The sequence below is a fragment of the Pseudoalteromonas galatheae genome (assembly GCF_005886105.2).
Taxonomy (GTDB): Bacteria; Pseudomonadota; Gammaproteobacteria; order Enterobacterales; family Alteromonadaceae; genus Pseudoalteromonas; species Pseudoalteromonas galatheae.
Genome location: NZ_PNCO02000001.1, coordinates 1728629 through 1751129, shown reverse-complemented (window position 1 = coordinate 1751129; position 22501 = coordinate 1728629). Strand labels below are relative to the sequence as shown.

The 22501-nt window shown below is 43.4% G+C and carries 17 protein-coding genes; 9 read left to right on the top strand and 8 right to left on the bottom strand.

Features of this window, described 5'->3' with window-relative positions; genetic code table 11:
- Positions 1–52: 52 nt before the first annotated feature.
- The 4 genes from astE (at position 53) to CWC29_RS07595 (ending at position 5213) form a co-directional block, all read left to right on the top strand.
- Positions 53–1087 carry a succinylglutamate desuccinylase gene (gene astE / locus CWC29_RS07610; protein ID WP_138524788.1) on the top strand — a complete coding sequence of 345 codons (1035 nt, stop codon included), beginning with the start codon at positions 53–55 and terminating at the stop codon, positions 1085–1087.
- A 350-nt stretch (positions 1088–1437) separates the two neighbouring features.
- Complete coding sequence (locus CWC29_RS07605; protein ID WP_095726851.1) at positions 1438–2655, top strand: thiamine pyrophosphate-dependent dehydrogenase E1 component subunit alpha; 1218 nt, start codon at positions 1438–1440, stop codon at positions 2653–2655.
- Positions 2655–3632, top strand: a complete 978-nt coding sequence (locus CWC29_RS07600; RefSeq protein WP_010604720.1) for an alpha-ketoacid dehydrogenase subunit beta — start codon at positions 2655–2657, stop codon at positions 3630–3632. The genes CWC29_RS07605 and CWC29_RS07600 overlap by 1 nt, the downstream gene beginning before the upstream one ends.
- Positions 3633–3641: 9 nt before the next feature.
- Positions 3642–5213, top strand: coding sequence for a dihydrolipoyllysine-residue acetyltransferase (locus CWC29_RS07595; protein WP_128728092.1), 1572 nt, complete (start codon positions 3642–3644; stop codon positions 5211–5213).
- A gap of 517 nt (positions 5214–5730) precedes the next feature.
- Here the strand turns inward: CWC29_RS07595 and CWC29_RS07590 are convergent.
- From CWC29_RS07590 to CWC29_RS07560, 7 genes are all read right to left on the bottom strand, one after another.
- Positions 5731–5979 (bottom strand): DUF3862 domain-containing protein, encoded by a 249-nt coding sequence (locus CWC29_RS07590; RefSeq protein WP_128728093.1) that lies wholly within the window; start codon positions 5977–5979, stop codon positions 5731–5733.
- A 12-nt stretch (positions 5980–5991) separates the two neighbouring features.
- Positions 5992–6816, bottom strand: a complete 825-nt coding sequence (locus CWC29_RS07585) for a CsiV family protein (protein WP_128728094.1) — start codon at positions 6814–6816, stop codon at positions 5992–5994.
- On the bottom strand, positions 6813–10286 hold the full coding sequence (mfd, locus tag CWC29_RS07580; RefSeq protein WP_138524069.1) for a transcription-repair coupling factor: 3474 nt from the start codon (positions 10284–10286) through the stop codon (positions 6813–6815). The genes CWC29_RS07585 and mfd overlap by 4 nt, the downstream gene beginning before the upstream one ends.
- A gap of 16 nt (positions 10287–10302) precedes the next feature.
- Positions 10303–11193 carry a carbon-nitrogen hydrolase gene (locus CWC29_RS07575; protein ID WP_128728096.1) on the bottom strand — a complete coding sequence of 297 codons (891 nt, stop codon included), beginning with the start codon at positions 11191–11193 and terminating at the stop codon, positions 10303–10305.
- Positions 11194–11198: 5 nt separating this feature from the next.
- Complete coding sequence (locus CWC29_RS07570) at positions 11199–12236, bottom strand: agmatine deiminase family protein (protein ID WP_128728097.1); 1038 nt, start codon at positions 12234–12236, stop codon at positions 11199–11201.
- Positions 12237–12350: 114 nt separating this feature from the next.
- Positions 12351–12917, bottom strand: a complete 567-nt coding sequence (locus tag CWC29_RS07565) for a PilZ domain-containing protein (protein ID WP_128728098.1) — start codon at positions 12915–12917, stop codon at positions 12351–12353.
- Between the two features lie 66 nt (positions 12918–12983).
- Positions 12984–14852: a methyl-accepting chemotaxis protein gene (locus tag CWC29_RS07560; RefSeq protein ID WP_153188102.1), complete on the bottom strand. Its 1869-nt coding sequence runs from the start codon at positions 14850–14852 to the stop codon at positions 12984–12986.
- A 165-nt stretch (positions 14853–15017) separates the two neighbouring features.
- Here CWC29_RS07560 and CWC29_RS07555 point away from each other — a divergent pair, with 165 nt between their 5' ends.
- A complete protein-coding gene (locus tag CWC29_RS07555; protein WP_128728100.1) occupies positions 15018–15977 on the top strand; it encodes a DUF4382 domain-containing protein in 960 nt (319 codons plus the stop codon).
- 86 nt (positions 15978–16063) lie between these two features.
- Here the strand turns inward: CWC29_RS07555 and ald are convergent, their stop codons facing one another.
- Entirely contained in the window at positions 16064–17185 is a 1122-nt protein-coding gene (ald, locus tag CWC29_RS07550; protein ID WP_128728101.1) for an alanine dehydrogenase, read from the bottom strand.
- Between the two features lie 139 nt (positions 17186–17324).
- Between ald and lrp the strand changes: the two genes are divergently transcribed.
- The 4 genes from lrp to CWC29_RS07530 all read left to right on the top strand — a co-directional run bounded on the left by lrp (position 17325) and on the right by CWC29_RS07530 (position 22499).
- A complete protein-coding gene (gene lrp, locus CWC29_RS07545; RefSeq protein ID WP_010372754.1) occupies positions 17325–17804 on the top strand; it encodes a leucine-responsive transcriptional regulator Lrp in 480 nt (159 codons plus the stop codon).
- Between the two features lie 114 nt (positions 17805–17918).
- Complete coding sequence (locus tag CWC29_RS07540) at positions 17919–20528, top strand: DNA translocase FtsK (RefSeq protein ID WP_128728102.1); 2610 nt, start codon at positions 17919–17921, stop codon at positions 20526–20528.
- Entirely contained in the window at positions 20528–21166 is a 639-nt protein-coding gene (gene lolA, locus CWC29_RS07535) for an outer membrane lipoprotein chaperone LolA (protein WP_128728103.1), read from the top strand. Before CWC29_RS07540 ends, lolA begins: the two co-directional genes overlap by 1 nt.
- On the top strand, positions 21159–22499 hold the full coding sequence (locus tag CWC29_RS07530; protein ID WP_128728104.1) for a replication-associated recombination protein A: 1341 nt from the start codon (positions 21159–21161) through the stop codon (positions 22497–22499). Before lolA ends, CWC29_RS07530 begins: the two co-directional genes overlap by 8 nt.
- The last annotated feature ends 2 nt before the right edge of the window (positions 22500–22501 follow it).

Here is a 22501-nt window from a genome sequence, read left to right as displayed (position 1 = left end):
ATGGCTTTTTTGTATCCCAATGCGGATTATTCAACAATATCAATTTGGAATTATGACGTACTTAGCAGAATTAAAACAAAGCGGTGACTTTCTTACTATCACAAGAAATAACGAATTTACACTTGAACCCGTGAACTTCACTTTAGACAACGGTACCTTGGTGGAAGTCCATGATACTGGTGTGATCCAGTTTACGCCCGCAGGTGAAACAACGAAAGATATTGTGCTATCGAGCGCTGTGCACGGTAATGAAACCGCACCAATTGAAATATGTGACGAGCTTATCCAACATATTATTACTGGTAAACTGGCGTTGGCACAACGGGTGTTGTTTATTTTTGGCAACCCGAAATCCATTAATATTGGCAAGCGTTTTGTCGATGAAAATCTAAACCGCCTATTTAACGGTGCACATAATCAAGAAACAGATAATCCTGAAAAGGTCAGAGCTCAAAAGCTAGAAGGTTATGTTAGGGCTTTCTTTGAACAAGATGACGGTGAGCGCTATCGTTGTCATTACGACCTTCACACTGCTATTCGGGGATCTAAAAACGAGAAGTTTGCAGTCTATCCATTTTTACATGGTAAGCCATGGAAGAAATCGCAGCTGCAATTTTTATTGTCATGCGGTGTCAATACCGTATTAATGATGCGCTCGGCTGCGACGACATTTAGTTACTTTTCTTCTTACCAGTTTGGGGCCGACGCTTTTACTATCGAACTTGGACAGGTTAAGCCGTTTGGTGAAAATAACATGGCGAGCTTTGCAAAAACCAAAGAAACGCTAAAAGCATTAATTAGCCAAGAAGAAGTAGAATATAAAGAATTTAATGCAAATGACTTCGAGCCGTTTACGGTTTATCGCACCATCAATCGTACTCAAGCAGAATTCTCTTTCCCATTCCCTGATTCTGCTGAGAATTTTACAGGCTTTGCAAAAGGTGAATTACTAGCGACAGACGGAGATAAGCAGTATTTCGCTGAAGTTGAGGGCGAAGCTATTATCTTCCCAAATGCCAATGTTGCTTTGGGGCAACGTGCATTACTAACGGTTATCCCGTTAGAGGTTGATGAAAACTTTATATAAATCATAGATGTAAAATTCTACTTGCCTTCGTATCAAAATCTTTCCAAAAACATTGATGCATTTTCACGGTTATTCATCTAGGATTAGTTGAATAACCGTTTACGTTAACGTAAAGTTGAAACGCTTTAATTTAATTTACTTACTTAAATCGCAAATATTATTCAGTCTTTGATAAGTTGTTAGACCAGTTATTCATACTAACCACAAATGTGATCAAGACCAATTAACACAATCATAAATGCGAGGTGAGTTAAGACTCTTTTCGTCTTACGCAATCTGAAGCCAGATCTCGTATGAGGAAGTCGGGTTGAACTCCGTAAGTTTGTTATGACAACAAGAGAAGGTAGGTTATGACTAACCCCAATAATATATCCTTAAATATCAGCCACGCGCTGGAATTTATAGATGGTCATGCACTCAATATCCCTACATTACAGATTTTAAGTGACCAAGGCGATGTTTTAGACGGTGCAACAGCACCAGATATTGACAAAGAAACGGCATTAAGAATTTATTCAACAATGCGGTTTATCCGTTTACTTGACGAGCGTATGCAAGGTGCTCAGCGTCAAGGACGCATTAGCTTTTACATGCAATGTCTTGGCGAAGAAGCTGCTGTTACGGCAAGTGCCGCAGCGCTTAAAGAAGATGACATGATCATGGCTCAGTACCGTGAGCAAGCCGCAATTCACTATCGTGGTTTTTCGCTTGAGCAATTCATGAATCAGTTATTCTCGAATGAGAAGGACTTAGGTAAAGGCCGCCAAATGCCTGTGCATTATGGTTCTAAAGAATTACATTACCTGACTATTTCGTCGCCGCTAGGAACGCAAATTCCTCAAGCAACGGGCTATGCCTACGGCCAAAAGTTAAAACACATTGATAAAGAAACCGGCGAGCTAACGTCTGAAATCGATAACGTCACGATTTGCTATTTTGGCGAAGGTGCTGCCTCAGAAGGTGACTTCCACGCTGGTCTAAACATGGCCGCGGTACATGGTTCACCGGTTATCTTCTATGCACGTAATAATGGTTATGCGATTTCAACACCTGCGGATGAACAGTTCAAAGGTGATGGTATTGCCGCTCGCGGTGTGGGCTATGGTATTAAGACCATCCGTGTGGATGGTGCCGATGCGCTTGCCGTTTACGCCGCGACACAAGCCGCGCGTAAAATCGCAGTTGAAAACGGTGAGCCTGTGATGATTGAGTCTATCGCATATCGTTTGGGTGCACATTCAACTTCCGATGACCCATCTGGTTACCGTACCAAAGATGAAGAAGCTGAATTTAAGAATAGTTGTCCAGTAAATCGATTTAAGCAATGGCTTCTAAAACAAGGTTGGCTAGATGAAGCCCAAGATGATGCGGAAAAAGAGAAAATCCGTGAAGATATCTTGGCTGCATTGAAGGTCGCAGAGAAAGTACAGAAGCCTGCATTAGAAGATCTGGTCTCAGATGTTTATGACACGCCAATTCCATCGCTGCAGAAGCAATATGATGAATTGAAAGCGCATATTAAAGCTTATCCAGACGCATACCCAGTCACAGCAGGGAGAATTAAATAATGGCTAAAATGAACATGCTACACGCCATTAATTCGGCGCTAGATATCACGATGGCGGAGCATCCGCAGGCTTGTATTTTTGGTGAAGATGTCGGCTACTTTGGTGGTGTATTCCGTGCAACGTCAGGCCTTCAAGAAAAATATGGTAAACACCGTGTTTTTAATACGCCATTGACCGAGCAAGGTATTTTGGGTTTTGCCAATGGTCTTGCAGCGTTTGGTGCCCCTGCGCTAGCTGAAATTCAATTTGCGGATTATATCTTCCCAGCATTTGACCAAATCGTGAACGAGTCGGCCAAGTTCCGTTATCGCTCGGGTAATGAGTTTGACGTGGGTAACTTAACAATTCGTACGCCATACGGTGGTGGTATTGCAGGTGGTCTATATCATTCACAATCACCAGAAGCTTACTTTGCGCATACACCTGGTCTTAAAATTGTAGTACCGCGTAACCCGTATCAAGCAAAAGGCCTACTACGTGCTGCCATTAAAGACGATAACCCGGTTATTTTCTTTGAACCTAAGCGCTTATATCGCGCTTCTGTTGGTGAAGTACCAGAAGAAGATTACAGCATCGAGCTTGGTAAAGCCGAAGTGATTAAAGAAGGTACCGATATAACGCTATTGGCTTGGGGCGCGCAGATGGAAATCATCGAACAAGCGGCGCAAAAAGCTGAAGAAGCAGGTATTAGCTGCGAAATAATCGACTTAAGAAGTATTCTTCCTTGGGATATGGACACGGTAGCCAAGTCAGTGGTTAAAACGGGTCGTTTGGTCGTGAGCCACGAAGCGCCAATCACAAATGGTTTTGGTGCTGAGATCGCAGCAACCATACAAAAAGAGTGTTTCCTGCATTTAGAATCTCCAATTGAGCGAGTTTGTGGATTAGACACGCCATATCCTTTAGCACTTGAAAAAGAATATGTGCCAGATGCACTGAAAGTGTTCGCCGCTATCAAACGTTCTATGGAATTTTGAGGATAAGTTATGGCTAAAGAATTTATCTTACCAGATATTGGTGAAGGCATCGTAGAGTGCGAAATCGTCGAGTGGTTGGTGGCTGTTGGTGACGAAGTAAAAGAAGATCAACCTATTTGTGACGTAATGACGGATAAGGCGCTAGTGCAGATCCCTGCGGTACATGATGGTGTGATCACCAAGCTGCATTACGAAAAAGGTGAAATTGCAAAGGTCCATGAACCTTTGTTTGCGATGGATGTTGCCGGCGAGCAAGCTACTCAGTCAGAACAACCGGAAGCTCAATCCTCGCCAACTACTTCAACCAATGCAGTACTTGAAGATTTTATTTTACCAGACATCGGTGAAGGCATTGTTGAGTGTGAAATCGTTGAATGGCTTGTCGCTGAAGGCGATGAAATCAAAGAAGATCAGGCCGTTTGTGATGTAATGACTGACAAGGCTCTAGTGCAAATTCCAGCTAAGTACGATGGTATTGTTGAGAAACTCTATTATCAAAAAGGCGAGATAGCACAGGTGCATAGTCCGCTATTTCAAATGAAGTTGGCGTCCTCTCACGCTGGAAAATCAGACGATCCAATCGCTGATGTTCACAAACCTAAAGAAAGTACAGCACACACAACTACTGCGAGCAATGAGGCCACGCGAAGTTTGCCGAAAAATGGTAAAGCAATCGCCTCTCCAGCAGTGCGCCGTAAGGCGCGCGAAGTTGGTGTTGATCTTTCTGAAGTCCCTGGTTCTGGTAAAAATGGTCGTGTGTATAAAGAGGACATCGAACATTTCCTTGAGCACGGTGTAAGTGACTCTTCGACCTCGAATGAAGCTAGCACAACGGTACAGTCTCAAACGCAAAAGCCAACTCCTATCTCAGAAGGTGGGAAAAGAGTTGAGCCTTTACGTGGTATGAAAGCGGCGATGGCCAAACAAATGGTGGCCTCTGTATCGACGATCCCACATTTCACTTACTGTGATGAGATTGACTTAACCGATTTAATTGCGCTTCGTGGAGCTTTGAAAGAGCAATATGCTAAACAAGGCGTGAAGTTGACGATGATGCCATTTTTTATTAAGGCGTTGTCACTTGCAATCAACGAGTTCCCAATTCTTAATGCAAAAGTAAATGATGACTGTACGGAAATCACTTATTTTGACGACCATAATATTGGTATGGCGGTGGACAGCAAGCTGGGTCTTCTTGTACCAAATATTAAATCATGCCAAAGCAAATCGATTGTTGAAGTTGCCCAATCTGTTACTGAACTGACAGAAGCCGCTAGGGAAGGGCGCGTATCTCCTGATTCACTGAAAGGCGGTACTATCTCAATCTCAAACATAGGGGCTATTGGTGGTACGGTTGCGACACCGATTATCAATAAACCTGAAGTTGCTATCGTTGCACTTGGCAAGGTTCAGCAGTTACCACGCTTTGATGCACAAGGTAATGTGGTTGCGCGCTCTATCATGCAAGTAAGTTGGTCTGGCGACCATCGTATTATTGATGGTGGCACGATCGCACGTTTCAATAATTTATGGAAAACCTTCCTAGAGGAACCGGCTAAAATGATGATGGCAATGCGCTAACCCTTGTTTTTGCTAGTTTCTACTTGTTGTAAAGGGCCTTTACGGCCCTTTTTCGTTTCTCATGCCAATTGGGTTATGTACCTATCTGTATTTAAAAGCTTTGATGGCTTTGGTCCAATTTTAAGCCCGCTCGGACTTATACCAGTTGTATTAAGTAAATGATCTATCTTTAAGCGGGGAAATAGCTTTAGTAGCACCGCTCTCGCGGCCTGCTACCGCTAAGGTACCTATCTCCCATATAGGCAAGGCAAAAATTTTGCTATTTAGTTGTTCTAAATGAGAAATTTTTAACGAAGCTAATATGCTATTTCACCCTTCAAATTGATTAGAGAATTAATTCAATTGGTATTATAGAAAGGTTTTGAAAGTTTCGAGCTGAATTGTTCGGAATACGCGATTACTTTAATTAGATTGAGTTGTAATATTTTGTGGAGAGGGAGTAGGGTGATATTTTGAATAATACCAATAGCGGTGAATAAATGCCTCCTCTTAAACACTGAAAAGGCATTTATTGAGGTTATTCTAACCCTTTCTTTGAATATAGAGTGACTTTGTCAGAAAGTAGCGTTACTTTTATATGCTTGTTTTCGTTACCCCAAATGCAATTGGTATGTAGCGTTTTCTCTTCACATTTATCAGCAGAGCCAAGAATGTTCTCAACTTCAGCTTTATCCATACCAACTTCAATCTTGTTGTAGTTTTCTAGACTTACTTTTGAACAGCCGGCTAGGGTGAGTAGCGCAGCAGCAGTTAGTAATTTTTTCATAGGGTTGTCCGTCTAATGTTTGTATTTTCTTATTTGAAAGATGACCCCAAGTTTAGGGTGATCTAAGTAATGTATGTCGCCGCTATACACGCGCGTATATTGTGACATACGAGCGGTACGAATGTCGTTGCCGTCTTCGTACTTTAAATCTAAATCTGTGGTCACGTAAAGGTAATGCCTCACGTGAATTTTAATCAAGCCTTCAAGTTGCCAATGTACTTGCTCTTTTGATTCTTGAATATTAAAGCGATTTGACAATGACGAAAACTGATCGTCATTTTCAGTTACGCTATAACTTGATGGTGACGCAAACTGTTTGCCGCCAATAATTTCGATGTTGGGAGCACGCTTATTACTTTGTTCTGGGAATCGCCAGCCAGTGTGTAAAAGAGGCTTGAGTCCTTTACGTTTTAACTCATTAATTTTATTAGAAAAATTAAACTGTGACTCATTCAACAAATAAATTGAGTCCATATGTTCTTGTGGTTCAACTTGCGGTGAAAGAGGCAAAGTGTCAAATTTTTCAACATAGTTTGCATCTGGGTTGCAAGAGCTAGAGTGCGCACCCGATGTTAATCCGCGAATAAAATCTTGCTCAGCAAACTGCTCACTGCCTTCCAAGCATAGTTTATAGCCGGTGGTATTAAAACCGTCAAATAAGAGTGACTTGATGTTTTTCCGATTGAGCGGTTCAGGTTCAATACTAAAGTCTTCTCGCAAAGAGAAACTAGGCTCTTGCTCAAATGCTATCATTTCTACTTCAAACCAACGGGTGGCATGTGCAGACGTGCTACTTATCAAAGCCGCTAGGATGGCCAGATTTTTTATTGTTTTCATGCTACAGCCTTTTTCTCAAAGTCATCAATCATCGCATTAACCAGTTTCAATCTCTCTTGGCCATTTTTTTCTTCGATCAGGAACTTAAGTTTATTCGCGCCTTCCATTCTATAGGTTGACGGGCTACTTTGTATCAATCCTATGATGAATGTTGGGTTAACTTTTGTATGACTACTGAACTCAAAGAAGCCACCCTTAGGGTTTGCCTCGACCTTGTTAATGCCCAATTGAGTTGCCTTTAGCTTAACAGACTGCACCGCAAAAAGGTTTTTCGCCGCATCTGGAAGCAGTCCAAAGCGGTCGATTAATTCGATTTGCAGCTCATCGAGTTCAGCCAGTGATTTAGTGCTTGCGATGCGTTTATACATGCTAAGACGAATATTTACATCATGAATGTAATCATCCGGTAGCAGTGCTGGGAATTTAAGGTCAACCTCGCTTTGCTGCTGAAGTAGATTGTCGAGTGTTGGTTCTTTACCATTTTTCAAGGCTTCGACTGCTTGTTCCAGCATTTCCATATACAGCGTAAAGCCTACAGTTTGAATTTGACCGCTTTGATCATCTCCCAACAGCTCACCTGCACCTCTGATCTCTAAATCGTGGGTGGCGAGGGCAAAACCTGCGCCTAAGTCTTCGAGTTGCTCAATGGCCTGTAAGCGCTTGACTGCGTCTTTAGTTAAGGCTTGGCTATTCTTCGTGAGAAGGTATGCGTATGCTTGGTGATGGCTTCGTCCTACACGGCCGCGAAGCTGATGTAACTGTGCCAATCCGAGTTTATCGGCTCTATCCATTATGATGGTATTAGCAGAGGGAATATCGATACCGGTTTCAATAATGGTTGTACACACAAGCACGTTATACTTTTGGTGATAGAATTCACCCATCAAGTGCTCAAGTTCTTTTTCACGCATTTGCCCGTGAGCAGTGGTGACGTTGGCTTCTGGCACGAGCGCTGAGATATCAGCGGTGACCTTGTCTATTGTCTCGACGCTATTGTGGAGGAAGTAAACCTGTCCACCGCGCTTGATTTCACGCAAAATTGCTTCGCGGATAAGCTCGTCGTTGCGCTCTCGCACAAAGGTCTTTACCGCTAATCGCTTGGCTGGAGGTGTCGCGATAATAGAAAGATCACGCATACCACTCATCGCCATATTCAGCGTACGCGGGATTGGGGTAGCGGTCAGGGTAAGAATGTCGACATCCGCTCTAAGCTGCTTAATCTTCTCTTTTTGTCTCACACCAAAACGGTGTTCTTCGTCAACAATCAACAGACCCAAATCGGCGAACTTGATGTTTTCTTGAATAAGCTTATGGGTGCCTATCACAATATCAATTTTGCCTTCTTCAAGTTTTTGTAACGTCTCTTTTTGTTCTTTCGCTGAGTTAAAGCGCGAAAGCACACCGACTTCAACAGGCAGATCGGCAAAACGGTCTTTAAAGTTCTCAAAGTGTTGTTGGGCAAGGAGCGTAGTTGGTACTAAGACAGCCACTTGTTTGCTATCGTTGACGGCAACAAATGCTGCACGCATGGCCACTTCGGTTTTACCAAAGCCAACATCACCACAAACGAGTCTGTCCATCGCTAGGCTTGATTGCATGTCTGCAAGTACGGCTGTGATTGCATTGCGTTGATCGTCTGTTTCTTCAAATGGAAAGCTATCAGAAAAGTCTCGATAGGCGCTCGCATCTAGCTTAAATGCATAACCTGGTTTACTTTGGCGTTTTGCGTATATGTCTAGGAGTTCAGCAGCGACATCTCTGACTTTTTCAGCCGCTTTACGTTTTGCTTTTTCCCACGCGTCATTGCCCAGTTTATGAAGAGGAGCAGAAGCTTCTTCACCTCCAGAGTAACGACTGAGCATATGGAGCGAAGAAACTGGCACATAAAGTTTAGCGTCATTGGCATAGATGATAGTCACAAACTCGGTAGCAATACCCGCAGCATCTATGGTTTCCAGCCCTAAATAGCGGCCTACACCATGATCTAAATGAACAATAGGTTGACCTTCTTTTAACTCAGCGAGGTTTCGGATCAGCGCATCTTGCCCTTGTTCGTATTTATGTTTTCGACGGCGCTTTTGGGAGATCTTAACACCTAATAGCTCTTGTTCGGTGATGATAGACAGCGATTGTTTATCCAGTAGTTTCACACTGGTAGCAAGTGGAGTGACGACCACACCAACATCTGAGTCGCTAGATACAAACTCTGCAATGCGCTTATAAGGCTTAAGCTTTAGCCCAGTTGGTTTTAATAAGGTAAGCAGTGACTCTCGCCGGCCCTCTGATTCAACACTGAATAACACGCGCGACTTTTGCTTTTTCTCAGCAGCGATGTAATCGAGGATTTTTTGATATGGATTAGCTTGTTTATGCTCAATGCGAACATCGTTGATTAATTCAGCTGCGACATTGTTATTGCCCGCTTTGGTTCCTAGCATCGCTTGACTAAGCTTTATTCGAGAGAAGCCATTAAGGCCTTCAAATAAGGTCTCAATTGGCTGATATAGCTTGGCTGGTGAAAGTAGCGGGCGAAGAGGGTCAACCCGGCGACTTTCGTAGCGTTTAGATACGTCTTGCCAAAAGGTTTGCGCCGCAGATTCAATGTCGCCAAAAGGCATAAATACGGTATCTTCAGGCAAATAGTCAAACACTGTCGCCAATGAATCAAAAAAGAGCGGCAAATAGTACTCTATACCCGCAGGCCAGTTTCCTTTACTAACTTGCATATAGATGCTGTCTTTTTCACTACTTGCGCCGAACGCTTCGCGATAATTAATTCTAAAGCGTTCAATGTCTTCTGCATTGGTTGGGAATTCGTGCGCCGGTAATAAATCGATAGCATCAATCTCATCATTTGAGCGTTGGCTTTCGATATCAAAATGACGAATGGAATCTAACTCATCATCAAAGAAATCTAGTCTAAAGGGGAGTGGGCTACCCATGGGGTATAAATCGATAATGGAGCCTCGAACGGCAAACTCACCATGCTCCATTACCTGCTGAACATGACGATAACCCGCTTGAGTTAGGGTATCACGCAAGCTTTGTGCGTCTACTGTGTCACCTTTTTTTACCTGAAGACTCATGCCGTGAATAAAGCTAGGTGGTGCGGTACGTAGCATCAGGGTTGAAACAGGAATGATGAGTACGGATTGCTTTTCCTGTTTGAGTGTATTTAGCGTCGCAAGACGCTGGGAGATAATGTCTTGATGTGGTGAAAAGTGATCATAGGGTAATGTTTCCCAATCAGGAAACATCATGACTGGTGTATCTTTTAAAAGATACGCCAGTTCATGCTCAAGGCGAAGTGCAGAGGGCGTGTCGGGGGTGACGAGTACAACTAAGTTGTCATATTGTTGGATGTGCTCACTCAAACACAGTGATAAGCTACTGCCAACCAAATTACCCCACGAAATTTTATCCTTGTTTGATTTTACCCAAGGTAAATTGTTCCATTGCACATTCGCCATTGATTACTCCTATTTATTAATCGCGATAAATTTTGCAAAGATCCTGATAGTGATCGATTCGTCTGTCTCTTAAATACGGCCAGATGCGACGAACAGATTCACTGCGTGCAATATCAACATCAACAACCGAGACTTCCTCAGCTTCTTCAGATGCATGCAATAACATTTCACCTTGCGGACCGGTAACAAAAGAATTGCCCCAGAATTGAATACCTTCACTTTGACCTGAAGGGTCTGATTCATGGCCAACACGGTTAACGCTAATCACAGGTACTCCGTTCGACACTGCATGTGCACGCTGTGCAATTATCCAAGCATCTCGTTGACGAATTTGCTCTGCTTTGTCATCGCGAGGATCCCAGCCAATTGCCGTTGGGTAAATTAAAAACTCAGCGCCCGCCATTGCCATCAGACGCGCACCTTCTGGGAACCATTGATCCCAACACACCAGTACGCCTAATTTGCCTACAGAAGTCTGAATTGGAGTAAAGCCCATGTCGCCGGGTGTGAAGTAAAACTTTTCATAAAAACCTGGGTCATCAGGAATGTGCATTTTACGGTATTTGCCGGCGATCGTACCATCAGACTCAAGTACAACAGCGGTGTTGTGATAAAGGCCTGTTGCACGCTTTTCAAATAGCGATGCAACGATGACTACATTAAGCTCTTTTGCAAGTGCGCTTAGTGAGTCTGTGCTTGGGCCAGGAATGGTTTCCGCTAAGTCGAAGAGTTCGGTGTCTTCTGTCTGGCAAAAATACAAGCTGCGGTGCAACTCTTGTAACACGATAAGCTTAGCCCCCTTGCTTGCTGCTTCTCGGATACCGTCACAGGTTTTCGCAAAGTTGTTTACGAGATCTCTAGAGTTGCTATGTTGAACAATACCAACTTTGATGTTTTTTTCAGTCATGGTACTTACCTTAAAAAACCTTTTGGTAACTGCATCGTAATACAGTGCAGGCTACCGAATTGATGGATGATTGGTAGGCAGTTTACGCCAATTACCGTTCTTTCTGGGTGAGCAAGAGAGACTTTGTCCAGCGCTTCTTGATCTTTGTCGTCGCCATAGATAGGTACTAACACCGTTTTATTCAAGATCAGATAGTTTGCATAGGTGGCAGGTAATCTCTCACCCTGGTTATCAAACTTAGCACTCGGCCAAGGTAAACTAATCAAACGGTATGGATCGCCATTTGGGGTGCGAAATGTGCGTAGCTGCTGCTCCATTTTATTGAGGGCATCATAATGCTCGTCTGACTTGTCGTCGCACTTTACATATACCAAGGTGTTATCTGGTGCAAAACGCACTAAAGTGTCGATATGACTGTCAGTATCATCACCGGCTAAGTATCCATGATCTACCCACAGGAATGACTCAGCCCCCAACTCTTTTTGCAACAATAGTTCTAATTCGGTTTTACTTAGATGTGGATTGCGATTTGGGTTCAACAGACACTCTGAAGTGGTCAATAAGACATTGGACTCGTTGATCTCAATACCGCCGCCTTCAAGTACCACGTCAACTTTTTCAAAGGTACAGTTTGGGTTGAGGACCTGTTTTGCAAGCTGTTGATTGATCTTATTGTCTAAATCCGCAGCAAACTTATTACCCCAACCCGTAAAGGTGAAATCCTTAATACATAGATTTCCTGTACTTGTTTGCGTCGTAAGTGGACCATGGTCACGGGCCCATGTGTCATTGCAAGGCGTAACAACAAAGTGACACTTGCTTAAGCTAACCTCAGCTGCGCCGAGTAGGTTCTCGATATGCTGTTTTAGCGCTTCATTATGCGCCACGATAACGACTTCTTGAACTTGGGTAATATGTTGGCAAAGTGCAACGTACACAGGTTCAACGTCACTGAGAATGTCGCTCCAATCGGTATCAGAATGCGGCCAAGTAAGCATGATTGCATCTTGTGGTGCCCACTCTGGGAGTAAAGTAAAACTCATTAAATCATCACCATATAATAATAAGCCTATAGTTTATCATTAACCTCAGGTGTGTCAGTAAGTTTTGTGAAGATAATTGAGCATTTAAAGAAGGCACTTAATGCGTTAAATGCCTTATTGGTCTTTTTGCTGCTTCAGCTTAAGTTGTCTGGTCTGGGCGTGTAAGCTCGCCCGTACGAGCAACTCTTGATCCGCTTCTCTAATAGCGGTAAAGGCGAGGGTGAATTTACCATCTTGCTTGGCAATGACTTGTGAGTAACAAAAGATAGCACTGGCTTCATTGCGCAAAAATATTTTAGTTCGTAACGATTGTCCGACCTCATAATCTGCTTCTAACGTCGCGGTCAGGCCACCACCGCCGTAGCTGTCACAAAATAGATGACTGTCATCAGGTTCTTCGGTTGCGAGAATATGGCTGATAATTAAATCAATCTTACGTGATTGCGCCTGCAAATAAGCTGCTAACTCATTGGCAATATCACCCAGATTACGAAGTGGTCGCAGGGCATTAAGATCTAACTCATTAATTTCGTTCGCGAGCTTAAATAGCGGCGGAATTGCAGCTTCTAATTGATATTCGTTTTCTGGAACCATATTGTCATCAACCGGGTAGAGGTTGATCTGAACCTGTTCAGCTATCTGAAAATACTGTTCAAATAATTCCTGCAAATTCGCTTTCATGTTTTATCTCTTGGCATCGCGCCGCTTTACAACTGTCTCTATAGTAACGGTTTAGTTTACCGATAATCAAACTTTGAATTGCTCAAGGAGTTGTTCTTGGGTTGTTATCTTTTCTACTTGAGACTGCATGGTGGCATCAACGCTCTTAGCTTCGCTATACACCGACTCGGAAATACCGCGAATTGATGAGCTACTGCCATTCACGTTATTTACAATATCATTTTGCTCATTCAGCATATCAGCAATACGTGAGTTCAAATCAACAATATGGCGAATGGCACTACGCATATCTTCAAGTGCCGCTCTAGTTTGCTCTGCCTTTTCAACCGTTTTATCAACATAATGTTGGCTTTGCTTCATTACAGTAACCGCGCTTTCTGAACCTGACTGTAGTTGACTTATCATTCCACGGATTTCAGTTGTGGCTTCTTGTGTTCTTTGTGCAAGCGATCTTACTTCGTCTGCAACGACGGCAAAGCCGCGGCCAGACTCACCGGCCCTTGCGGCTTCAATGGCAGCATTGAGCGCTAGGAGGTTGGTTTGCTCAGCAATGCTGTTGATAACCGATAATATTTGCTCAATAGCGGTAGACGAGCTTTCTAACTCCGTAACTACGGTCATTGCCGAACTGATCTGATTAGATAGCTCTTGAATTGTCTCGGTTGTTTCTGCAACGATTTTTTCTCCTTGGCGCGCAACTTGATCGGTGGTTTTAATTGCTTCAGCGGCCTCATGGGCAGATTGAGTTACTTGATGCTCAGTTGCAGACATGTGTGTTGTTGCTTCATCAAGGACTTTGATACTGGCTAATTGCTCTTGAATGGAAAGTTTGGCTTTATTTGCAACCTGAGATGTTTGTTGAGCATCGTTTAAAACTTCATGGCCTAGACCCTGAATATTCGCTATTAGAGACTGTAAGCTACTGGTAAAGGCATTAAAATTTTGCGCCAGTGCTGCAAATTCGGGTTCATGCTCGGTATTTAATCGTACGGTTAAGTCCGCATTACCGCGTGCGATAGCAGCCATGGCGGTGTTGATTTCATCAAGTGGCTTTAATAATAAGCTAATCACAAAAGAAAGTAGTACAGTCGCGAGTGCCACAGAAATAAAGGCAAATATGGCTGCATCTCTTTGCAGTCGTGAAAGTGCGGCAAAAACGGTGTCTTCATCCAGCATCACCCCTAAATACCAATCTAAGCCTTCGACCTCTTTAAACTGTACTAATTTGTCTTCGCCGTTCACTTCAACGTATTGAATATTTTCCGATATACTAATGTCACCGAGAAATGTACGAGAAGACTTACCATTTAGTTTTACATCTGGGTGTGAGATAGTCGACCCGTCTTTACTCACCATAAAGGCAAAACCCGCGTCTAGCAGGTTAAACGAGTTAATCATTTCGCCGAGTTTTGCCAAACTAACGTCGTAAAAAATCGCGCCGTTGAATTGGCCTTGTTTAAACACAGGTGCACCGATTGATACCACGATTTCGTTACTTACCGCATCAGCGTAAGGCGCTGTGATAATTAGCTTTCGTGCAGTTTTTGCGTCGGTATACCAAGGCCGTTTTCTCGGGTCCCAGTTCGCACCGGGGTTCCAATTTGGATCGCTTGCGACATATTTTCCGGTTTGCTCTTCTCCATAACCTATCAGTAGGAAAGAGGTTGTGAGCTGTGGCTGCGAGAGAATAGGAAAGGCTGCGTCTAAGGTGTCAGTGGAAGCAACGAGATTGGTAGCAAGCGCGGCGAGATCGGTTGCTCCTTTCATTTGCGCAGTGACAGTGTTACCAATCCCCTGAATTATTTCATCCACACTTTGTTCTGCTTGCGCTTTGATTGCTGATTGCACAGAAATATATTGAATAACAGATAAGATCAGTAATGCTATTAGCAGCACAAGCGCAGAGACGGATACGACTTTGTGTTTAAACTTCACGGCCACACTCCAATAAGTTTGATACATTAAACTTATGACATTTAATAAGAAAATGCCAAACCTTCTGCGCTGCATTTGAAGCTATTTCAAATTGTTGCGTTTATATTAATTATTTATTCATGGCGCAATTCCTATTCTTTAATGCTTAGAAGAGGAGAAAACATCATGCACAAACCAGTTTTAACAGCAATTGCCTCGGCGATGATACTCGCTGCATGCGGTGGCGGTTCAGGTTCTGACTCAAACGACAACAACACCTCACAACCAACTCAAAAAACCACTGTAAGTGTTGGTGTCTCAGATGCTGCTGTGAATAATCTTGCTGAGGTCAACCTTGTTATTCAACGGCTGACATTTAGAGCATCTGGAAAAGAAGATGTGACATTTGATACCTTGGATGCACAGGGTAATCCAATGAAGATCAATCTGCTTGAGTATACGGGTGATGATATCTATTTAGTTGTAAACGACCAAGAGATCGATGCTGGGGATTATGAGTGGATCAGAGCCGATGTTGTAAACGGCAGTGTTGGGTCGAATTTTGATTTCACTTCTAGCGTGCGTTTTTTAGATGGTAGTCAAGCACCATTAGCCGTAACCCGTAAAGGTAACGATGGTGTAGGTGAAATCCAACTCAATAATTTCTCGCTAAATGAAGGTGAGAACCAGATCGTATTGGAGTTTGACTTGAATAAGGCGCTGTTGAAGCGCACAAATGATGACACGGTTTATCTAAAACCAACAGCTGTCCGTTTGGAGAATCTATTAACCAGTTTTGAGATTGAGGGCATGGTTAGCGAGTCTGTAAAAAATGCATGTGTAGCAGATAATGCAGATCTAGCTCCTCTAGTCGGAGAGTACAAACATGTTGTGTATCTTTATAAAGCGGATGTTGCAGTGCCAGGCGACATCAGTGATGAAGATTCAGCGCCAGTAGCAACCGCAAACTTAGATGCCGAGAGTGAATATGAGATAGCATTTATTGGTTCGGGAGATTACAAAGTAGGGTATTCGTGCTTAGGCCATTTAGATGATGCCGAAACGATAGATGCAGATTTTGGCTTGTATCAAACAAAAGACGTTACGTTAACTCAAGATATCGAAGTGAATTTCGAGATAAACTAATACCATTTAGTCTTTTAAACGAATTGATGTAACAGCAAAACAAAAAGGGCTTCAAGTGAAGCCCTTTTTACTACTTAAATTCAAAATTAAGCATTTTCTAGTGCTGCGCGCGGGTCAACATATTCCATGTTGAAACCTTCTGCCACTTCTTTACACGTTATCTGACCTTTCAGAACGTTTAAGCCGTCCATGAAGTGTTTGTCATTTAATAGTGCTTGTTTGTAGCCTAGGTTTGCAAGCTTGATGATGTACGGAAGCGTTGCATTGTTAAGTGCAAACGTTGAAGTACGAGGTACAGCACCTGGCATGTTCGCTACACAGTAGTGAACTACGTCGTCAACAATGTATGTTGGATCTGCGTGCGTAGTCGCTTTAGAAGTCGCGATACAGCCACCTTGGTCGATTGCAACGTCAACGATAGCAGCACCAGGCTTCATCGCTTTGATGTGTTCTGCAGTTACAAGCTTAGGAGCTGCTGCACCAGGAATTAGTACACCACCAATCACAAGGTCTGCTTCAAGTACGTGTTTTTCAAGTGCATCAGCCGTTGAGTAAATAACTTTAGCTTGGCTACCGAACTGTGCATTCAAAGAGCGTAGCACATCAATGCTACGGTCAAGAATAGTTACGTCTGCGCCTAGACCTACAGCCATTTGCGCTGCGTTACGGCCAACCATACCACCGCCGATCACAACAACTTTAGCTGGTTCAACGCCCGGCACACCACCTAGCAGCATACCACGGCCTTCACGTGACTTTTCAAGCGCTTGAGCACCAGCTTGAATTGACATTCGACCAGCAACTTCTGACATTGGTGCTAGCAGTGGAAGACCACCACGTGCATCAGTTACTGTTTCGTACGCGATACAGATAGCACCACTTTTTACAAGATCTTCTGTTTGTGGAAGGTCTGGTGCTAGGTGAAGGTAAGTGAATAGAATTTGGTCTTCACGTAGCATCGCGCGCTCAACAGCTTGAGGCTCTTTTACTTTAACAATCATATCAGCAGTAGCAAAAACGTCTGCCGCCGTGTCTAAAACTTTAGCACCAACTTGAACATAATCTTCGTCAGTAAAACCAATGCCAATACCAGCATTTGTCTCAACAACGACTTCGTGACCGTGATTGATTAGTTCACGAACGCTCGCAGGAACCATACCAACGCGGTATTCGTGGTTTTTTATCTCTTTAGGTACACCAATAATCATAATATTCGCCTCAAAATAAGAACGGGGTAAAATTTTTGACTATTATATTTACCTATAGCCAGTGTGTCTCACTGTTTTAATATCTAAGTGTAGTGATATACTCTAAATTAACGAATCGTTCAGGATAAAAAACTACACTATGTATCAACAACTAGACAGGATCGACAGAAAGATTTTAGTAGAACTTCAGAAAGATGGCAGAATTTCTAATGTTGAATTAGCGAAACGCATCGGATTAAGCGCGACGCCTTGCTTAGAGCGCGTTAAAAAGCTGGAGCGAGAAGGATTTATTCGCGGTTATAAAGCCGTAGTCGATCCTGCTAAGCTTGGACAGGGGCTTTTGGTGTTTGTTGAAGTTACAGTGAATAAAAATTCGCCTGATGTATTCGATAGATTTAATCAAGCAGTAAAGCAGCATGACGAAATTATTGAATGTCATCTTGTGTCCGGTAGTTTCGACTATTTATTGAAAACACGAGTGACCGATATGTCCGAATATCGCGGAGTGTTAGGAGAAATTTTACTTAAACTGCCAAACATCAGTGAAAGTCGAACTTTTGTGGTCATGGAAGAAGTAAAAGGAGAAGAGGGAGAAGTAATAAAACCTTGTGCACCTTGAGGTATTTCTTGGTAAGGTGTAAGTATATACAGCAATACTAACGCAAATCACTAATTTGCTGACGTTTTGGGCTTTAATTGCCCGGAAAAGAAACAGAAAAAAGGTTTAATTACAATGCGCTTAAATGGTGTGCAACGCCTCTTAGAGACAGGTTTGATTGTAAGCACGGCTGCAGCAATATTTATGTTGTGTGCGTTGATAAGTTTCGACCCAGCCGATCCTGCTTGGACTCAATCCGGTGAGTACATAAAAGTAAACAACATAACTGGTGCTGCCGGAGCTTGGCTGGCGGACATTATGCTACTGAGTTTCGGTTGGCTGGCGTTTTTGATCCCAGCGGCGCTGCAGTTTCTTGGTTACTTACTATTTAAAAAGCCGCATAAGCTACTGCAATTAGACTACACCACACTTGGCTTACGTCTTATTGGCGCAACACTGTTTATCACCTCTGCAAGTGCAATCAGCAGTATCAACTTTGATGATATCTATAATTTCTCATCTGGTGGGGTAGTTGGCGATGTTGTTGCAGGGGCCATGATGCCTGCCTTTAACTTTACTGGTACCTCTATACTGTTACTGTGCTTTTTCTTTGCAGGAATGACATTACTTACCGGTGTGTCTTGGGTTGAATTCGTAGATTATTTGGGTGAAAAGGTCCTTGCCGGCTGTAGATGGTTACGTGATAGACTGACAGCTGAGCGCAATATAGAGCAAACGCAGCCAATTTCACAGAAACCTGAGACCGCTGGCATCAGCACGGATAAACTAGAAACTGAGACTCCAATAACAGCTACCGAGCGAAAAGATGATCTCGAGCAGGCTCTCCAGCAACAAACTGATACAGAAACTAATATAGATTTCGATGCTGAAGAAGAACCCAGTGGACTAGGCAAATTAAAAGATAAATTGTTCCGCAAAACGAGTACTGAATCTACACCTCAAACTTCGTCTGCACCGCACTCTGATCTACAAGAGAAGAAAGAGCCGTCGGTGTTCGATGAGCTAGATGATATTCTAGAGCAAGAAATCAACTTTTCTGCAATAGAAGATGAGCCACTGGATACTGTCGCGGCTTTAAATGCCTTGGATGAAGCACCAGTGCATGAAACCAAAGTGGTTTCTCCGGCAAGGCCTCTTAAGCCTAAAGCACCTGAAAAGACGGCCAATGGTTATCAGCCTCCACCAAGCGCTAAAGAGCAATTTGAAGCGCTTCTAGAAGCTCAACCACCTGCGGATCCATTGCCTTCATTAGATCTGTTGGATAGGCCAGACAAGGCTAAAAATCCAATTTCGCAAGAAGAGCTAGATCAGGTCTCGCGGTTAGTTGAAACCAAGCTATTAGATTTCAATGTTCAGGCTCAAGTAGTAGGTGTGTATCCAGGCCCTGTCGTTACGCGTTTTGAGTTAGATCTCGCGCCGGGCATTAAAGTGGCCAAGATCACCGGCTTAGCAAAGGACTTGGCACGTTCATTATCTGCAGTTAGTGTGCGTGTAGTTGAGGTTATCCCAGGCAAGACGTATGTGGGTTTAGAGTTGCCTAACAAACACCGCGAAATCGTACGTTTGTCCGAAGTGATAGATGCTCCTAAGTTTGAACAAAATCCATCTCCTTTGACTATGGTGCTTGGTAAAGATATCGCAGGCCAGCCGGTCGTTGCTGATTTAGCCAAAATGCCGCACCTGCTGGTGGCTGGAACAACAGGCTCTGGTAAGTCAGTGGGCGTTAATGTCATGATCTTAAGCTTGTTATATAAGTCGCCACCAGAAGATGTGCGAATGATCATGATAGATCCGAAAATGCTCGAACTTTCAGTCTACGAAGGTATCCCGCACTTATTGTGTGAAGTGGTTACCGATATGAAAGAGGCAGCAAACGCGCTACGTTGGTGTGTGGGGGAAATGGAACGCCGTTACAAGCTGATGTCTGCACTCGGTGTCCGTAACCTTAAAGGCTACAATCAAAAGATTAAAGACGCTAAAGAAGCGGGTCACCCAATTTTAGATCCACTCTTTAAAGATACAGACGGTATGGCGGATGAACCACAAGAGCTAGATAAATTACCGAGTATCGTGGTCGTTATAGATGAATTTGCCGACATGATGATGATTGTTGGTAAAAAAGTAGAAGAGTTAATTGCACGTATTGCACAAAAAGCACGAGCGGCAGGCATACATTTAGTGCTGGCAACACAGCGCCCATCAGTGGATGTCATTACGGGTTTGATCAAAGCGAATATACCAACGCGAATGGCGTTCCAAGTATCAAGTAAGATTGATTCACGTACAATCCTAGACCAACAAGGCGCAGAAAACCTGTTGGGTATGGGTGACATGCTCTATCTGCCGCCAGGAACGAGTGTTCCGGTTCGTGTACATGGCGCGTTTGTTGACGATCATGAAGTGCATGCGGTAGTGAGTGACTGGAAAGCAAGAGGTAAACCAAACTACGTAGAAGAAATTCTATGCGGTGAAGCAACTGAGGATATTTTACTACCAGGCGAAGCACCGGAAGGTGGGGATGAAGAGTCTGACCCACTTTATGATGAAGCCGTTGGGTTTGTTATTGAAACAGGCAAAGTGTCTGTTTCGAGTGTACAACGTAAGTTAAGAGTTGGTTATAACCGTGCCGCTCGATTAGTTGAGCAAATGGAAATGTCGGGAGTGGTAAGCGCTCCTGGTCACAATGGTGCACGAGATGTATTGGTAAAAGGTGGAGCCAATTAATGAAAAAATTTAAGCAAATTGCATTGCTAACGGTACTATCAAACCTTTTTATTCAGCCTGTGTGGGCTGATGAGGCTGCGATGCAAAGTCTAAAAGGAAGACTGGCTGAATTAACCAGTTTTCAAGGTAAGTTTGAGCAAATCGTTAAAGATCAAGATGGCAATGAGTTGCAAACCGGTGAAGGGGCGATAACCTTAGCGCAGCCATTAAAAATCCGCTGGCAACAAGAGATGCCGGATGACACTTTATTTGTATCAAGCGGAGCAACAACCTATTACTACGATACGTTTGCTGAGCAAGTGACCATCCTAGATACGACTAAACTTATTGATACTACGCCATTTGTGCTACTTACGACCCAAGAGGACAGTCAATGGTTGAAGTACAATGTAGCACTTAATGGTCAAGAATATCTGATCACGCCAAAAAACAAAGTAGACTCGCAGGTAGAGCAATTAACACTGCGTTTTGATGATAAAAACGACGGCTTAGCGCTATTGAAAGTGAATGATATTTCAGGTCAAGTATCTACTTTTAGCTTTAAGGAAAGCAAAGTCAATGCGCCAGTAAAAGAGAGTTTGTTTGAGTTTACAATTCCACAAGGAGTGGTCGTAGACGACCAAAGAGGCAGTGACTAGTTTAGGGTTTGATTTCACACCAGATGTACGACCGTTGGCCGCAAGAATGCGGCCAACCTCGTTAGAGCATTATGTTGGGCAGAGCCATATTTTGTCTAAGGGTTCTGTACTTTATCGTGCAATTGAATCTGGACGCTGTCATAGCCTAATCCTTTGGGGGCCACCCGGAGTGGGTAAAACCACCCTTGCTGAGATCATTGCCAACTATGCGGATGCAGAGCTTATTAAGCTTTCCGCTGTTAGCGCGGGAATTAAAGAGGTTCGTGAAGCAGTCGTCGATGCTAAAAATCGATTAGCTCAGTTTGGTAGACGTACGCTGTTATTTGTTGATGAAGTACATCGCTTTAATAAATCCCAGCAAGACGGTTTTTTACCTCATATTGAAGATGGCACCTTTATTTTTATTGGCGCGACCACTGAAAACCCATCTTTTGCACTAAATAATGCGATCTTGTCTCGCGCGCGTGTTTATACTCTGCAATCACTTGTAGAGGATGAATTAGGTCAAGTACTTAAAGACGCGTTGTCACGTGATGAACAACTGTCGAAATTAACCATCAACATTGATGACAGCGCACTTGAACTTATCGCCAAAGCCGCTTCGGGAGATGCGAGAAAGGCGCTTAATCTACTAGAACAGGCGGTTGACTTAAGTTTTGAGCCAAACTCAAACACTCATTTGGTGAATGAACTTGTACTAAAACAAGTGTTGCCCAGCCAATTATCAAGTTATGACAATAAGGGCGACTTATACTACGATCTAATCTCAGCGTTTCATAAGTCAGTTCGCGGCAGCGCACCAGATGCAGCACTTTATTGGTATTGCAAAATATTAGCAGGCGGAGGCGATCCGCTCTATGTTGCACGGCGATTACTGGCGATCGCCACCGAAGATATCGGCAATGCAGACCCAAGAGCGATGCAAGTTGCGTTAAATGCTTGGGATATATTTCATCGTGTTGGGCCAAGCGAAGGAGAGCGTGCGATAGCACAGGCAACGCTTTATCTTGCAAGTGCGCCGAAAAGTAATGCGGTCTACATGGCGTTCAATCAAGCTAAACGCGATGCTGCAAGTGATCCGAATTACCCCGTACCTGAACATCTCAGAAATGCACCGACAAAACTAATGAAAGAGCTGGGTTTTGGCGAAGAATACCGTTATGCACATAATGAACCCGGCGCGTTTGCAGCTGGAGAAAATTACTTTCCAGAAGCCATTCAAGAGCGACAATATTATCATCCGACAGACAGGGGACTTGAGAAACAAATAGCTGACAAGCTTAACTATCTACAGGCGCAAAATGCACAAAGTAGCACCAAGAGGTACAAGTAGCG